Origin of the sequence: Mycobacterium marinum (assembly GCF_003391395.1) — a bacterium.
In the GTDB taxonomy this organism is placed as follows: Bacteria; Actinomycetota; Actinomycetes; order Mycobacteriales; family Mycobacteriaceae; genus Mycobacterium; species Mycobacterium marinum.
In genome coordinates this window covers 4,044,565-4,060,596 of the sequence record NZ_CP024190.1, presented here as the reverse complement: position 1 = coordinate 4,060,596, position 16,032 = coordinate 4,044,565, and the positions used below count along the sequence as shown (strand labels likewise).

Sequence of the window (16,032 nt, the reverse complement as noted above, 5' to 3'; positions counted from 1 at the left end):
CTCACGCATGACGCGACATTGGCTGGTGATGGAGACCCCGAACGGCCCGCACGCACCGTATGTCACCCGGATCGCCGGTGCTGGTCGGCATCTACCCGAAACGCACCTCACCACAGACGAATTGATGTCCAGCACCCGCCATCGCACCCACATCGATCTGGAACGGCTGACCGGGATCCGCGAGCGCCGTGTCTCGGTGGGCGATGAGGATTCCTACAGCCTGGCCACCGCCGCCGCCCTGGACGCGCTGGCCGCTGCGCGCCAGGATCCGGCGTCGCTGGATGTGGTGATCAATTGCAGCATCACCAAGTTTCGCGGTGGCCTCACCCAATGGCTCGAGCCATCGATGAGCAGTGCGGTGGCCCGCGGCATTGGGGCACACCGCGCGATGACGTTCGACGTGTCCAACGCATGCGCCGGAATGCTTACCGGGGTAACGATTTTGAACAATTGGATCCGGCAGGGGGTGGTAGAGCGCGGTCTGGTCGTCAGCGGTGAGTACATCTCACAACTGAGCCACAATGCCGCCCGCCACATCCGCAACATCATGAGCAAGGAGTTGGCCTCGTTGACCCTGGGAGACGCTGGCGCCGCGCTGCTGCTGGAGCGGGCTCCCGTCGGTTCCGCGGGAATCGCGCTGGCCGGATTCACGACCGTCGCCGACTACAGCCGGCTGTGCCTGGCCTACCCGCGCGGACACGACCCGGGCGCGCGGATGTTCACCAATGCCCGCGCGATCCACCAGGCCGCAATGGCCAATACGCCGTTGCTGCTCGAGGAGGTCCTCGAGACGGCCGGAATCTCAATTCACGACATCGACCATGTGATCACCCACCAGACGTCGGCACGTGCCATCCGTAAAGGCATGGCCAAGATGTCGGAAGCCTTTGGGGACAAGCCCCGCCATGACGCGGTGATCACCGTGGACCGCTACGGCAACACGGCATCGACAACACACACCGTGGCCCTCATCGAGGAACTCACGGCCGGACGCATCGTGGCAGGGGAGCGAATTGCCTTGATCGCTCTGGCCTCGGGGCTGGAAATCGGGATCGTCTTGCTGACCCTGGATGAGGAGATGGTGAGCCGTTATGGGCACAGTGATTGACCGCGTCGACGTTGCGCATTCGGGCTGGCGCAACCGGCACAGTGCGCTGCACCTAGCCGTTGCCGCTGCCAAAGACTGCCTACAGGGCGCCGGATGCGACCCCGACGAGTTGGATCTTGTGGTCAATGCGGGGATCTACCGCGACCGCAACCTCGGTGAGCCGGCATTGGCGGCACTGATCCAGGACGACATCGGCGCCAACCCGGAGGACCCCCACGCTGGTGCTCACGGTACGTTCTCCTTCGATATCGCCAACGGGGCCTGCGGGGTGCTCACCGCTTTGCAGATCGTTGACGGATTCTTGCGGACGCACAGCATCAGTCGGGCGCTCATCGTGGCCAGCGATGCCGATCCAGGCCATGGAATGAGCGAGCACTTTCCCTTCTCCGCCACGGGGGCCGCGCTGCTATGCGGTTGGAGCGATGACACCTACGGCCTGAGCCGGGTGCAGTGGGCTAACGCCGTCAACGGGAAGGCAGACGAATCATTCAGCGCAACAGTTGGTTTCGCTGACGCCCGCAACGTTCTGCGATTCGCGGAGTCGGCCGAGGCGGATGAAGAGTTTGCCGCTGTCGCGGCACATGCGGTGCGCGAATGCCTGGCGGCGAACTGCGTGGCGCTTTCGTCGGTCGACATGATTGTTGCTGCCCCGCCCAGGCCCGGGTTCCGCGCCGCGTTGAGCGCTCGGCTCGGGGTGGCGGCAGAGCTGATCGGGGTTGCAGACGATCGACGCATGCACACCGCAGCGCTGCCCGCCGCGTTCGAGCAGCAGATCGCGCGGGTTCCGGTGGGCGCCCAGATCCTGTTTGTGGCCGCCGGGGCCGGCGTCACGGCCGGCGCCGCGCTTTACCGCCGCCCGCCAGGTCGCGCTGCCTGAACGGGCCTACTGCCAGGAAATGATGCGCTCGGCCAGCTCTGGCCCGCTGTCTTCCTGGATGAAATGGTTGGCGTTGATACGGGCGTGCGGCTGGCCCGCCGCACCGGGAATGTGCTTGATCAGTGGACGGTCGGCTCGTCCAAGGAGTGGGTCGCGCTCCCCGAAGATGGCCAGGAAAGGCTTCTCCCAGCGGCCAAGGGCGTCCCATGCGGCACGGTTGGCCGCAACCGCGGGATCATCGGGTGAGATCGGCACCAACTGGGGGAAGGCGCGGGCGCCAGCCTGGTAGCTCTTGTCGGGGAAGGGGGCGTCGTACCCGGCCCGCACGGCGGGGGGAACTTTGCGCACCGTCCCGGCCGCAACAAGGCGACCGGCGGGCAGCACCGGAGAGTAGCGCGCGAAGGCCCGCCAGATGTGAAACGCCGTCGGGGTGCGCCCGCGTGCCGTGGGAAGGAACCCATTGGCCACCACCAGCCGCGCAATCGTGTCACCGTGTTCGGCGGCGACGCGCAGTCCGATCAGCGATCCCCAATCCTGGACGAAAAGCGTGGCCTCGGCCAGGCGCAATTCTTCAAACCAGGACTTCACCCATTCGACATGGCGCAGGTATGTGTAGTCCGCGATACGAGTGGGCTTGTCGGAGCGGCCGAAGCCGATCAGATCGGGCGCGAGCACGCGGTATCCGCCGGCAGCAAGCGGTGGGATCATGGTGCGGTACAAGTAGCTCCACGTGGGCTCCCCATGCAGCAGTACTATCGGCGGCCCGTCGGCAGGACCCTCGTCGATGTAGTGCATCCGCAAATGTGGGGTATCGGTTGCCGCGACATCGACGTAGTGGGCCGCAAACGGGTAACCGACCAGATTCTGGAATCGAGCATCCGGGGTCCTCACCACATCCATGAATCAGCTCCTTCCAATAGCGGCCACCCGGTGTTCGTCGAGCAGTTTGCGACCATGTTGCCTCCCGCCGGGGCCGCACAGCGTCAAACCAGACGGTGCGGCGGAGCGCAACGGGCAGTTCAAACTGCGTGAGTCGGTCTGCAGCCAAAGTGCGCCGGCTCAGAATATGCCATGCGCGGCGCACGACCGCCGGGCCATCGCCGATTCGAGGCTTAAAACCAACCAAGCCAAGCTATTTCGCGTGGATGGTGGCTGACGATCAACCCATCGCGAGTAGCTGGCAAACAACGGTCGGTGCCGATCTCGCCGAGTGGCCCTCGGCAATGTCAGGCCCTCGTTTCGAAACGGTGCGCCGCCGCGCGGGGCAGCGACAGCGCGACGCGGTGGCGTCTAGCATGTGCGGGGGATGCGGCTTCGGCCAGACAGGAGATCTCATGGTCGAGATTCACTTGGAGCGAACCATCGCTGCGCCGGTTGAGCAGGTCTTCGACTGGCTGGCCGACCCGACCAAGTTGGCCGCGGCCCCCTTGGTGCTCAAGGCCGGCTACACCAAAGACTCACCCCCGCCCGGCGCTGGTGCGGTGCGCGAGGTGACCGCGCTGGGTGCCTGGTTCCGGGAGCAGATCACCGCCTTCGACCGTCCACGCAGCTACTCCTATCTCATCTTGCGATCCTTCCCGCCGTTGATTCATCAGGGGGGCACCCTGACGTTCACGCCGTCAGACGGTGGAACCCACGTCGACTGGCTGACCACCTATACCCACCCGGCGCGTGCGGGTGGCAGGTTCTTGGAGGTGGTCAGTCGCCCGATATTGAGGTCGAGCTTCGTCGCGGTCTTGGACGGCTGCGCGGCGGCACTGGAAAGTTAGGGCGGCCCGGTGCTCGATCATCGGGCGTCCCGCACGTTTGTGGTAACCGGTGCGTCCTCGGGCATTGGATTGGCCACCGTAGGCCGCTTGCTCGAACAAGGCTGCGCAGTTGTCGGTGCCGACGTCGTAACCCCGCCCCACGACCTCGGTCCGCGATTCACATTCGTGACCGCCGACGTCACCGACGAGGACGCGGTCGCCGGCGTGTTCGCCGCCGTGCCCGACCGCCTCGATGGGGTGGTGCATTCGGCCGGGGTGGCCGGTGGCGGCCCGGTGCATCTGCTGACGCGAGCTGAATGGGACCGAGTCATTGGGGTCAATCTCACCGGCACTTTTCTGGTAGCCAAGGCGGCGTTGGGCAGGATGATCGAGCAACCCCGGGTGGACGGCGAACGCGGCTCAATCGTGACGCTGGCCAGCATCGAAGGTCTAGAGGGCACCGCCGGCGGTAGTTCTTACAACGCCGCCAAGGGCGGTGTTGTGTTGCTGACCAAGAACATTGCGCTCGACTATGGGCCCAGTGGTATCCGGGCGAACGCGATCTGCCCGGGCTTCATCGCCACACCCCTGGCCGAAGGGGTCTTCGGCATGCCGGGAATGGAGGGCCCGCGTGCGTCGATCACCAATGAGCATGCGCTGCAACGATTGGGAAAGCCGGAGGAGATCGCGGCCATGGCTGCCTTCTTGCTCTCACCCGACGCTTCCTTTGTGACAGGCCAGGCCATTGCCGTCGACGGCGGCTACACCGCCGGGCGCGATCACGGGGTGGTTCGGCTCTTCGGTCTCCCACAGTGAGAGAGGGAGATAAGGCGGATTCGACTGGTCGTCGCAACACCTCGATGTTGGAGGTGTTGAATGGCTTGTCGTCAGCAGGCAGCAGACCGGGTGATCCGGCCGAAGCTGCGATCGCCGGGGCATCGGAAGTATCGGCGTCATGTCGAGGTGGCCTTCTGGGAACAGATCGCTAGAGGGCTTCTCGCCGAAGAAGCCGCGGGCATTGTGGGCGTGGCGTCCGGCGGTCGGGGCACGCTGGTTCCACAACGCTTTGATGTGAAGTTCCAGCCCTCGGGCCGCTGCCTGTCTTTCGCTGAGTGTGAGGAAATCGCGCTACTGCGGGTTCAGGGCAACGTGTTTGAGCAATCGTCCGGGCGATTCGGCGCGACCCGTCCACGATCTCACGGGAACTGCGCCGCAGCGCCGCTGTTCGCTACGGGAGCAGCGGTTCCCGGGCCTCGGTAGTGCTGTGGAAGGCCGATATGGCAGCATGTCGGCCCAAGACCGCGAAATTGGCCGCCAATCCGCAACTGCATGATTATGTGCAGCAACGCCTTTCAGGGCGAAGTGGCATCAAACCAGCATCAAACCAGACCCGCGCAAAAAATCCGGGCTAGGTGTTCTTCACTGGCAGGTTGTGAACGCGTAGGCGTTCGATGGGTGTTTTTCCGCCGATGCCGGTGTGGGGTCGATGGTGATTGTAGTGGTGCAGCCAGTCCTGATAAGTTGCCGCGCGTTGGACCTCCGACAGGTAGGTCTGCGCGTAGGCCCATTCGCTGGCCAGGGTGCGGTTGAACCTCTCGACTTTTCCGTTGGTCTGAGGACGGTACGGGCGAGTGCGCTTGTGGGCGATCTCCTCGCCGAGTGAATCGGCGAAAACTTTTGACCGGTAACAGTTTCCGTTGTCAGTCAACACACGCTTGACGGTGATCCCGTGATCGACGAAAAACCCGTTAGCCCGCAACCAGAACCCTGCGGCGGTGTCTTTACGTTCGTCGGTGAGGATCTCGGAGTAGGCCAGCCGCGAATGATCATCGACGGCATGGTGCACAAACGCATACCCCACGCCGCTACGGTTGCGTCGACCGGCGTGACGACCCAACTTGCGGTGCCCACCACCGTCGGGAATGCGACCTAGCTTCTTGACGTCGAGGTGAACCAAATCCCCGGGTGCGGGATGCTCGTAACGGCGCGGTTGGGGCCGGCGCACCGGCAGCCCACTGGCTTGATCGAGATCGCGCAGCAACGGCATCCGGTAACGGCGCAGCACCGCTTCCACCGTCGAGCGGGCCAGCCGCAAATGCGCGGCGATGCGGTGCGGCCCCCAGCGCCGCGTGAAGCGGATTTTGATGATGCGCCGCTCCCGACGCTGGGGAAGCCGACCTGGACTGCGATGCGGACGACTGGAGCGATCGACCATGGCCTCTGGACCGCCAACGCGGTAACGGTCAGCCCATTTCTTGGCCGTGGCCGTCGAGCACTGGAACCGCTCGGCGGCTCGGGCATAGGTCCAACGGTCATCGACGACACAGCGGGCCAGCCGCAACCGCCCCCGCGGAGTCAATGAGGCATTAGCGTGGGACATGAGGACCTCTCGGTGATCGGGGTGTGTGTGGTAACCACACCGATACCGGAGGTCCTCACCTATTTCCCGCTAGCCACGCCGTTCACAACCTCGCTGGGAGTTACAGCTAGGGCGGCGTCTTCGACCGCTACGACGCACGGGCGCACCAGACACCCAACCGGGTGCAGAATGCGCCTTCCGCGTGTCAGACCGAGCCATTCTCCTATTTGCTGGGTACCCCATCCGGCTCCGGCCCAGCAGGCAACGGCACGATAATCGGTATCGACGCTATACCCGCCGGAAGCGGGCCTGGTAATGGCCCCGAGGGGCCCGGGACAACTCCCGGCGCAGCGGCCACCGGGTCCGGTGCTGGATCTACCGGCGCAACGTCGGGACCGCCTGCAATGAATGGCATAGCCGCCCCGAATAACCCAGCGATTGGTAATATGACGCCGATCATGAAGTTATCTAGTCGCACCATGCAAAACCCTTTCAGTTTATGTGCTAGCTGCTTCCGAAAGTTCAAGACGTTTTCTAACGGTTCCTGTGTCTCGGGTAGCGTAGACGACCTAAATGATTTGATTGCTGGAATCAAGTTGTGATGTTTTGAACGTCGCATCCCGCCGCCTGACCGGCCCCGAAAGGCCGGTCCCCTAATTTTGAGATCAAAGGTTGTGATTCGATGCGGGTTTCGGCAAATGCGGCCCACTGTCGCGAGGTTGCCTTTACTCCGGCGGGGACCCTGCACCGGCTCGCTCACCCCCTTCCGGATGCCACCCCATGACTATCGGCTCGATGGCTTGGACATAACCTCCTCTACGGGCTTTGCGATCTCCACCCTAGCGACTTCTGACGCTAATCTCACTGTGCACCAAGGTATTTCGGTGTGTACGCCAACGCCGCTAGTCTTGATTTTGCATGTATTCGTGCAGGTTCGGGTAGGGGCCGTGGTCTGGATTCGCTTGCGCGGTTGCCTTCTCGTTGAATGGGCGCGTTAGAGCGGACGTGCCCCACGCCGGTCGGATCCACCGGGGACTTTAACGCTCTTACGTCCAAACATTTTCACGCTTCCCTAAACGGGGGAAATTCATGTCTCGCATGAGACAAATTATCCCAACGTGAGACATAACAGTATTGCGCCCGGGGCTGCTTGATGCGCCTGCCGGGAGTCCCCTTAATGGCCGCCCCTTCCAGGCGCAGGCAATATTCCCGTTTCGGGCCACCAAGTTGGGCATTGGTGCTTAACTTCACGACTGTGCCCATTGCAATGTGAGCGCGACAACGAAATATTCTTCCGTTGAAGGGATGTCCAGGTGAGCCATTTGGTGACGCAACCGCAACTGATGACTGCCGCTGCCGAGGACTTGGTAGGTATCCAGACGTCCATCGCGGAGGCCAGCATCGCCGTTGGCGGTCGGACCACCGGTTTGGCGGCGGCAGCCGCCGACGAGGTATCCGCGGCGATTGCGGACGTGTTTAGCGTGTTCGGTGAGGATTATCAGGCGTTTGCCCGGCAGGTTGAGGCATACCACAACGCGTTTGTGCAGACCCTGACCGCAAGCGCCAATGCCTACGGCCATGCGGAGGCTGATGCCCAGGCCCTGCTGAGCGGGAGCACGGCCGCATCAGGTGGGGCGCCATCTGCGCAAGCTACATTGCAGGGAACAACGTTCGGCTGGATGATCGGCGGAAGTGGAAATCCGATACCCTCGCAAACATACGTGAATAAGGTGCTGCCTTACGTCAACGAAGCGTTCGGCGTGCTTCCGGAGAACGCGAAAGCCCTCTTTACCCCTGAGGGATTGCAGCCGATATACACCGGGATCAAGAGCTTGCCTCTTAATACATCGGTAGATCAAGGCGTCCAGATCCTCGACCAGACGATCAAGAGCACCCTGGCGGCGCATCCCGGCGACAGTGTCGCCGTTCTAGGCTATTCCCAGAGCGCGATCATCTCCTCACTGGAGATGCGAGACTTGATGAACCCGGCGCTTAACCCAACGCCACCTCTACCAACCGAACTCGGCTTCACCCTGCTCGGCAATCCCATGAATCCCAATGGCGGTCTCCTGTCGCGCTTCGTAGGACTGAACGTGCCGAGCCTGGGATTGGACTTTTATGGCTCGACACCGCCCGACACCCCCTATCCGACCAACATCTACACGCTCCAGTACGACGGATTCGCCTCTTTCCCGCGGTACCCGCTCAATCTTTTGTCGGACCTGAACGCCTTCTTGGGAATCCAAACTATCCACGGCCAGTACCCGGATCTCGACCCAGCAAATCTTCCCCCAGGGTACGAGATGGTCACACTCCCGGGCTCAGCATCCCTGACCGGGCAGGGCCAAACCAACTACTACATGATCACGCACCCAAACCTGCCGATCACAGCGCCGTTCCGAGCCATCCCGGTCATCGGTGACCCGCTGGCAGACCTCATTGAGCCGAATATGCGCATCCTGGTCAACTTGGGCTATGGCGACCCGAACTACGGCTATTCAACGTCACCAGCGAACGTGCCGACGCCATTCGGGCTATTCCCGGACGTGAACTATCTTGAGGTCGCTGGCATGCTGGCCGACGGAACTCAGCAGGGCGGCAACGCCTTCATCGCCGACATCAGTGCAATGGCCCCGTCGTTTGCCGACCTCCCTACCTCGCTCGCCTCGGCAATGGGATCGGCCGGCACCGCCGGGACCGGGTTGCTGGCTGCGGCACCAACCTCCGCAAACGAAGTCATCCGCGCTCTGCAAGATGCCAACACGGCTATCGCCAACTCAATTGCGAATGCATCTTCCAACGCTTACGCAGTCCTGCTTCCGACCGCAGACATCGCCAACATGCTCGTGACCTCCATGCCTTCCTATGACATCAACCTGTTCCTCGACGGGATAGAACAGATCGTCGACGGCGACCCACTCGGCGGGCTAACCTATGCACTCGTTGCTCCCTTGGCTGCGAACACAGCGATCGTCACGCTGGCAAGTGGCTTCCAACTCATCGTCCTGCAAAACACGGTCGACGCGATTCTCGGCGGCTAGGTCTTGTGTGGCAAATGCCGGGTCCAGGCGACGATGGCTTTGAGAACGGCTGCACCGTCGTAGGCGATGGCGAATTTGATGCCCTATTGGATGTCAAGCGGCTGAGCTGGCGGTTGGCTTTATCAGCCTGATTTGGCCCCGGAAGGACGGTTCGAAATGACACCGCCGAGCCTGCTGAACGGATCTGTGACAGTTCCTCAGGCGGCCTGATTGGCCGTCTCGGTCATGACGGCTTCGAATTCGATAGGGGTCAATCGGCCCAAGCGGGCTTGTCATCGACACCGGTGGTAGGTGCGTTCGATCCAGGTGACGATCGCGATGCGGAGGTCGTCGCGGGTGGCCCAGCGTTGGCGGTCCATGACGTTGCGTTGCAGCAGGTAGAAGAAGCTCTCCATGGCGGCGTTTGTCCCCGGCGGAGCCGACTTGCCCCATGGAGCCGAGCATGTGGTGACGCCGCAGGGACTGCTGGAGTTTGCGGGAGCGAAATTGACCGCCCCTGTCGGTGTGGAGTGTGCAACCGGCGACCGTGTCACCGGGAAACGTCCCTCCTACGCCGGAAATACCCCGATGACCAGTCGATGCGGTTGTGCCACGAAAGTATCTATCAGGCTGTCTATCAGCCCCAATGACACTTGATCCGACCGCCGAAAGTCACCCGTGCGCACCGCGGCCCGCTGCGCACGGGACGGACTCATCGCCGCGCCCACCAACCTCCCGGTCGACGCCGTCCGCGCTTCGCCCATCCGATGTTGTCTATTCACCAGCGGCCATTCGATCCCGCCTATCGCTCCCAGCCTCGCCATCGGGAAGGAGACCTTGGCGTACTGCGGCAATACTTCCCGAAGGCAGCGCCCTGAACGCGTGCTCGCGGTGTCCGGAGTTGTGCTAGATCTGGTTGCGGCGGGCTGTGGCGTAGCTCAACGCTTCACCAACTGTGTTGTGGTGAAACTGGAAACCGGCTTGCTCGAGGGCGATCAAGAAGCGCGGAAGTAGGCTCAGTCCACCGGGTTTCAGGGGAGTCGGGGTTGTGCCGTTTTGGGTGTTGAGTATGGGCGGGGCTGGTGTGGTGTGGGGCATCGAGGCCAGTGTCGCGCCCGAGATGACTTGATAGGCGCTCATGGTGGTGGCCGCTTGGATCTACATCCGTGCGTAGTCGGCTTCGTTGAGGGTGATGGGGATGGTGTTGAGCCCAAAGAAATTGGTCGCGACTAGCGCCGTGTGGGTGGTGTGGTTGACGGCTAGCTCCGCCAGTGTCGGCATCGTTGCCAGCGCGCTGGTGTAGGCCCCGGCCGCCACTTCGTGCTCGGCTGCCGTCGCCGCGTAGTCGGCGCTGGTGGTGGTCAGCCACGCCGCGTACGGTGCGTGCGCGTCGAGACAGCTCTGCACACTTGTCCCCTGCCACGCGGCGGCCGCTCCACCTAGCAAGGTGGTGAGTTCCTCTGCTACCGAGGCGTGTTCGGCAGAGAGTTCCGTCCGTGCCGTCGTTGCCTCATGCAGTGGCCCGGGGCCCGGGCCCGCGCTCAACAACGTCGAATGCACTTCCGGCGGCGAAGCCATCCAAACAGAGGCTGTCATCAAAGCCCTCCAGGAACTACTCGTCGTCGCATCTCTACGCCCAACGCAGGACCCGTGATTCGGTCCAGCAACGCCGGCGCGACCGCTTGTTCAAGCGATACGCGTCCGCCTCCGCATCGGCTGGTGCTGAAATGGTCGTCGCCGTCGAACCCTAACCGATCCTCTGGTGAGGCCGGCGACATCATTCTCATCGCGTCCAGCCTTGGCCAATGCCATCAATTCCTCTGCTTTGCAACATTATTCATGCGACATGCGACGCCACCCCAGGCCCATCAGCGGATACACTATGCACCCGCGAAATATTTTTCGCTCCTGCACCGATCAGCCGCTAGCTCAAAAGCTTCACGACGCTGCCGAGTATGGATGCTACCCATGCTATCCGGGGCCGGCCAAAGCCCGTCCAGGGTAAACGCCATTCATTCATGCCATTTTCATAAAGCCTGTATCGCTCCTGTACAAGTGGTCGTAGCCAGAAGCGGGTCCGGCGAGTCCCCGTTAGCGAGTGCAGCCCATTCTTGAGTCGCCCGGATGCAGATTACGCGGGTCTTGTTCGCGCAGAAGCGTTGTAAGGCTTGGGAAACCAACTCCGGTCCGTTGTACCGAGGACACCCCGGCCCGCTTGCGTGCAGAGACGACCGTGACCCAAATAACTAATACCTAAATGACTAATAGCGCCACTTACCAGCTACTCTATAGTTAGATCACAGCGGAAATGCAGGTTCAGCGCTGCCTGTGCCGCAAATTGCGGCACACTGTCGCCATCGCTGGCGGGCTGCAGGCTCGGTACGACGCTAGCCAGCTCCCACTCGGAGGCGGACTCGGCGCTCTACGCCTGGTAGTTATTTAGCACTTGCGACCCTCCTGCGAGCCAGTGTCGGCTCCGAACGCACGACCATGTCCAACGCACTCACCACCCACATACACATACCGCCACATACGGCCACAACCAGTCAAAGGGGCTGTGGAGCAATGAACTACGCATTCTTGCCGCCCGAAGTTAACTCAGCGCGGATGTACAGCGGCCCCGGTTCTGCGTCGCTACTGGCCGCCGCGGCAAGCTGGGACATGGTCGCGATCGAGTTGGCATCGGCGGCCGAGGGCTACCGCTCGGTGATCTCAACCCTCAGCGGTATGTACTGGTGGGGCCCCGCCTCTGCGGCAATGCTGGCCGCGACCGGTCCGTTTATCGACTGGCTCGAGATAACCGGCGCGCTGGCCAGCGAAACCGCCAACCAGGCCACAGCGGCGGCCGCGGCCTACGAACAGGCCTATGCGATGACGGTTCCGCCGATCGTTGTCGCGGCAAATCGCGCCCTGCTGGCAACGCTGATCGCTTCAAACATCTTCGGGCAGAACACCGCAGCGATCGAGGCTACCGAGGCAGAGTATGCCGAGATGTGGGCCCAGGACGCCGGAGCAATGTACGACTATGCCGCCACCTCGGCCATGGCCACCGCGTTGGAGCCGTTCCCCGGGCCACAACAGCACACCAACCCTGCCGGGTTGCCCGCCCAAGGCGCCGCGGTCAGCAAGGCGGCCGCTAGCTCTGAGGAAGGTTCCCAGTCGCTGTTGTCACAGTTGATCGCGCTGGTGCCCCAGGCGCTACAGGTACTCGGGATCTGGCCAATTCTGCCCGAGGAATTCACCCTCCTCGACGCCATCTTCGCGATGTATGCGACGGTCGGCATGACGGCGGATGCCGTGACGATACCTGTTGCAATCATCGCCGCGGACAACAATCTGGGTCTGCTCGGCGCCGCTTCGGAGAACCCCGCCGAATTGGCTCCTGGTGCGCTCGGACTCGGCGCGAAACTCTCCTCCGCTGAGATGGTCGCCGCCAGGGGCGCGGCCAATGCGGTGACTGTCAGCATGAGCCGGGCGGGTTCCATCGGCCAGTTGTCGGTGCCTCCGTCTTGGGCTGCCCCTTCGTCGGGCCCCGCCTCGGCGTTGTCGGTCAGCGGATTGACCACGATCCCGGGCACCGAGGTGGCCGAGCAGGGTGCACCGGGCGTGCCGGGTATGCCGGTGGGAACTGGAAAGCGAGCCACCAGCGTCATACCCCGATACGGGGTCCGGCTCACGGTCATGGCCCGCCCGCCCGCGGCCGGCTGACACCCCGCGGGCACTCGAACCCGAATGGCCGGATTGCGCTGAGCCACTCCGGCTGGTGAGGCGGCCAGTAGGGGAAAGCAATTCCGCCTTTCGGCGATTGTTTAGACGGCCGGCTGGATCGGCGGGTTTTATCTATAGCCAGTGGCCTGGCCCCGATTGGTTGATCCATGAGATCTGTACCCCGGTCATAGGTCCACCGTTATGAGAGTTTGGGGCAGGGTTATCACCAGGAGGTCACGTGCCTCGTCAGTATTCGTCGTGGGCGTGTCGGCAAGTCGTTGTTCGGTTGCGATCGGGTGAATCGGTGTCCACCAGTCACCCACACCAGGCCAACAATAAGAAAAATCAACAGGCCGCCGCAGGAAAGCGCAGATTCCCTGCGATGGCCCGGACGCGCCTTTGCAAACGGTGAGTTGATCACCGTGACGATTTCGCAAGGTGATTCCCTACTGTGCGCCAGTGCATCCCGTCACGTTTCATGGATAGTTTTTCATATTGCCGCATATTGCCATGGATGAATTTCTTCATATGCTCGACGATGACCTGCCTAGGACTTCTGACTACATAGCCTGATAGGTGAACGCACGCCCGGCAGGTCGAGGCAACGCCAGATCGGCGGCTTGGCATACATCAGGTCGATCCGCACCCGCAAACCCTGCGCTCACTCCGGCCCAGCCCGGACCACTGGCGTCGGCTCATCGAACACCCTCGCGAACAGATCCCGGCCAGCGTCAGCCATCAGCTTCTCAAGCAACGCCAGGTCCGCACTAGCCCCGGACACACCGCTCTTCCTCTTCCCCCCTTCTCCGGCACGCCCCCAGCCAACCAGACCTCGGACCACTACTCGAAGACCAGTTGGCTCATTCGCAGGTCTTTACACCATCGACTGCGAAGAGCCCTTTTTGTGGGCACACGGCGGGTGTTGCAATCGGCGCCGGGATCGCGGTAGAAGGGGGTTCATAAGAGAGCGATCTCACATTACTGCGCCTTTTACTTCGTGATTGACTCGGGTAGCCTCATTCCGGCGTGAACAGAACGCCTACTTATGACGGTTTCCTGCGGATCTTCTATTCAATTACTTAGAGCCGCACGGATGGTCGTTGTTAGGAAATGAACCAACGACATGATTAGGCCGTTACGCTGCCAAACCCTGAAAGGAAATTGAAAGTCTATGTCTGTTGCAGCCTTGTCCTGTGAGACTGAGTTGGCTTTGTCTTCGATTAACGCATCCGAGTTTGATGACATAACAGAAGCCCTATTCCGCGAGCAGGAGTTGGCCTACTCGCTTAACTGGGTACTCCTTACCGACCCGGAGTTCTAAGCCTCGATCCACCGACGGATCTTGGAGACTGGTGTCTGTACTTGTTGATCCCGATTATTGGGGTTGGGCCCGAGGGAGTCGCTGGCCTGTCCAGCCTTTCCTGTGCGCTGCGGTCGGGCCTGTCGGCGGGGTCGGGTTGTTGCGCCCGTTTGGGGTTGTATCTGATGGTGCTGTGCCGCAACGCAAGCTAGGCCTTTGACCAGGGCTAGTGGGTGGGTAGGTGCAGAACCGGCCGGCGTTGTGGGCGGGGCAGCCGGGCCGGGACGTCGACGATCTTGCGGCGCAGGGTCGATCCGCGTGCCCCCGTGTGTCGGTCCCCAGCCAGGACGCCGGTAGCGCGCAGCAGGTTGGGAGAGATCGCCGCGCAGGGCACCCAGGTGGAGTTCGCGGCGAAGTGGCCTGACGGGATGTGCGCCGTGGGTCCGTCGATCAGGCCGGCGAACACGGTTTCGATGATCGCGTGTTGGCGGTGGGTGATGTCGGCCGCCTCGACGGGTAGGTCGGTGTTGGTGAAGAACGGGTGATACCGCCAGACCGGGAACAACGCGTCGGGGCGGCAGGCGTCCTTGACACGACGGACGACCAGGCGTGCGGTGATCCGGTCTTTGGTGGATGCGAAGGCGGTGTAGGGGATTTCGGCGACTTCGGCATCAGAGATCCAGCGACGAGAGTCCCTTGCACGGAATGTTCTTGTCGGCGATCTTGGTGTGTCCGAACGCTATCTCTCCGAAACCGCCCTTGCTCTGCTCAGCCGCGCTGATGATCAACCCGGCCAACACGTTGCGGTCCCAGCCGCGTTCACGGCATCGTTAAAACTCGCAGAGCCTCATGTGAATCGCCAGCCCGACTTACACCACTGCATGGGACGCGACCGCACGCCGCGCGGTAGCCAGCACCACCGCCTGGTAAGCATCCTCGAATGCCGACTGCGTGGGGGCGGCGTCGAATCGTTGGTGGTGCAGCCACCGGTCGTGGCGTTCATTCCACGCCTTGCCGTCGTAGTAGACGATCCCGTGACGCACCAACAATTTCGACAACCGATGTCTGATCCGCATCAAGTCCGTTCTGGCGGCTTCTCGGGCGCGGACCAGATCCTGGGTAGCATCCTCGGCCGCACTCGGAATCCACACCGGCACAACCTCGTCCAGCCGCAACAACCGCGCCAAATTTAATGCGTCGCGCGCATCGGTTTTCACCCGATCACTCGCCGGGCGAAACAAGTTCGACGACGCCGCGACCTCGCATCGCAATCCCGCCGCCGACAACGCCCGTGCCAACCCGAAACCCGTCGGACCGGCCTCGTAGACCACCGCGCACGGGCCGGGCAGCTTGCCCACTCACTCGATGACCTTCGCGCGCGACGGCGTCAACCGCGCCCAAAACACGTCCGCGCTTCGCCCATCGATCGCCGCCGCGACAACCGAACACGCGTGCACATCAAACCAACACTTGTACGCTCGCAAAACACGGGGGCCTCCTTAACACCTGTCGGAAAGGCCGAGCACAGAACCGCGCTCGGTAGCCCACGAGATTGCGTGAGCGAGGCCCCGGCCAGTAACTACGCCACTCCGCGAGCAGTCACCACATACGGTCTCATGCACCGCCTCGGACGCATCCCGCCCGCCGAAGCCGAAGCCGAAGCCCGCTACTATTCCCAACTCGTGACCGGTCGACCGGCTGGCTCACAGAATCCCGAGGGGGCGTGAAACCGCATGAAATCCGGGATGGTTCACACCGGCCCGCCGCGGAAGTTTTGCGGAACTCGGGACAACCTCTGTCCCGCCGAACATGATGGAGTTTGGCATGGCTCTTGAGGCGTGCGATTTTCGAACCTTGGAGAGCCTGTGCCCGGGGCGAGTGGGTGCTCCCGGCTCCCCGCTCTATGAGACTG

Annotated in this window: 10 protein-coding genes and 4 pseudogenes; 6 read left to right on the top strand and 8 right to left on the bottom strand. The window is 62.6% G+C overall.

Annotation, left to right across the window (positions count from 1 at the left end):
* Positions 1-7 precede the first annotated feature (7 nt).
* Together CCUG20998_RS16790 and CCUG20998_RS16785 are read left to right on the top strand one after the other, a co-directional pair.
* Positions 8-1,108, top strand: a complete 1,101-nt coding sequence (locus tag CCUG20998_RS16790; RefSeq protein WP_012395106.1) for a 3-oxoacyl-ACP synthase III family protein — start codon at positions 8-10, stop codon at positions 1,106-1,108.
* Positions 1,092-1,985, top strand: coding sequence for a beta-ketoacyl-[acyl-carrier-protein] synthase family protein (locus CCUG20998_RS16785; RefSeq protein ID WP_012395105.1), 894 nt, complete (start codon positions 1,092-1,094; stop codon positions 1,983-1,985). Before CCUG20998_RS16790 ends, CCUG20998_RS16785 begins: the two co-directional genes overlap by 17 nt.
* A 6-nt stretch (positions 1,986-1,991) precedes the next feature.
* Here CCUG20998_RS16785 and CCUG20998_RS16780 read toward each other — a convergent pair whose 3' ends face one another.
* Positions 1,992-2,885, bottom strand: coding sequence for a haloalkane dehalogenase (locus CCUG20998_RS16780; RefSeq protein WP_020730490.1), 894 nt, complete (start codon positions 2,883-2,885; stop codon positions 1,992-1,994).
* A 434-nt stretch (positions 2,886-3,319) separates the two neighbouring features.
* Between CCUG20998_RS16780 and CCUG20998_RS16775 the strand changes: the two genes are divergently transcribed.
* Both CCUG20998_RS16775 and CCUG20998_RS16770 read left to right on the top strand, forming a co-directional pair.
* Positions 3,320-3,754 carry an SRPBCC family protein gene (locus tag CCUG20998_RS16775; RefSeq protein ID WP_020730491.1) on the top strand — a complete coding sequence of 145 codons (435 nt, stop codon included), beginning with the start codon at positions 3,320-3,322 and terminating at the stop codon, positions 3,752-3,754.
* 9 nt (positions 3,755-3,763) lie between these two features.
* Positions 3,764-4,549: an SDR family NAD(P)-dependent oxidoreductase gene (locus CCUG20998_RS16770; protein WP_020730492.1), complete on the top strand. Its 786-nt coding sequence runs from the start codon at positions 3,764-3,766 to the stop codon at positions 4,547-4,549.
* Between the two features lie 592 nt (positions 4,550-5,141).
* Here the strand turns inward: CCUG20998_RS16770 and CCUG20998_RS16760 are convergent.
* A complete protein-coding gene (locus CCUG20998_RS16760; protein WP_116269123.1) occupies positions 5,142-6,113 on the bottom strand; it encodes an IS481-like element ISMyma6 family transposase in 972 nt (323 codons plus the stop codon).
* A gap of 1,292 nt (positions 6,114-7,405) precedes the next feature.
* On the opposite strand from CCUG20998_RS16760, the gene CCUG20998_RS16755 reads away from it, so the two are divergent.
* Positions 7,406-9,133 carry a PE family protein gene (locus CCUG20998_RS16755; protein WP_036456333.1) on the top strand — a complete coding sequence of 576 codons (1,728 nt, stop codon included), beginning with the start codon at positions 7,406-7,408 and terminating at the stop codon, positions 9,131-9,133.
* Between the two features lie 197 nt (positions 9,134-9,330).
* On the opposite strand, the pseudogene CCUG20998_RS16750 reads toward CCUG20998_RS16755, so the two are convergent.
* The 3 pseudogenes from CCUG20998_RS16750 to CCUG20998_RS16740 form a co-directional block, all read right to left on the bottom strand.
* Positions 9,331-9,643 (bottom strand): annotated as a pseudogene (locus CCUG20998_RS16750) (integrase core domain-containing protein); the annotation flags it as partial.
* A 375-nt stretch (positions 9,644-10,018) separates the two neighbouring features.
* A pseudogene (locus CCUG20998_RS29320) lies at positions 10,019-10,105 on the bottom strand (PPE family protein); the annotation flags it as partial.
* Positions 10,106-10,138: 33 nt separating this feature from the next.
* Positions 10,139-10,708, bottom strand: a pseudogene (locus CCUG20998_RS16740) (PPE family protein); the annotation flags it as partial.
* Positions 10,709-11,677: 969 nt separating this feature from the next.
* Between CCUG20998_RS16740 and CCUG20998_RS16735 the strand changes: the two are divergent.
* Complete coding sequence (locus tag CCUG20998_RS16735; RefSeq protein WP_036456337.1) at positions 11,678-12,820, top strand: PPE family protein; 1,143 nt, start codon at positions 11,678-11,680, stop codon at positions 12,818-12,820.
* Positions 12,821-14,328: 1,508 nt separating this feature from the next.
* On the opposite strand, the pseudogene CCUG20998_RS16725 reads toward CCUG20998_RS16735, so the two are convergent.
* The 3 genes and pseudogenes from CCUG20998_RS16725 to CCUG20998_RS16720 form a co-directional block, all read right to left on the bottom strand.
* Positions 14,329-14,808: pseudogene (locus CCUG20998_RS16725) on the bottom strand (IS1380 family transposase); the annotation flags it as partial.
* Positions 14,792-14,920 (bottom strand): hypothetical protein, encoded by a 129-nt coding sequence (locus CCUG20998_RS28970; RefSeq protein ID WP_020730503.1) that lies wholly within the window; start codon positions 14,918-14,920, stop codon positions 14,792-14,794. The pseudogene CCUG20998_RS16725 and the gene CCUG20998_RS28970, both read right to left, overlap by 17 nt.
* A 69-nt stretch (positions 14,921-14,989) precedes the next feature.
* Positions 14,990-15,478, bottom strand: a complete 489-nt coding sequence (locus CCUG20998_RS16720) for an IS110 family transposase (RefSeq protein WP_020730504.1) — start codon at positions 15,476-15,478, stop codon at positions 14,990-14,992.
* Positions 15,479-16,032: the final 554 nt, after the last annotated feature.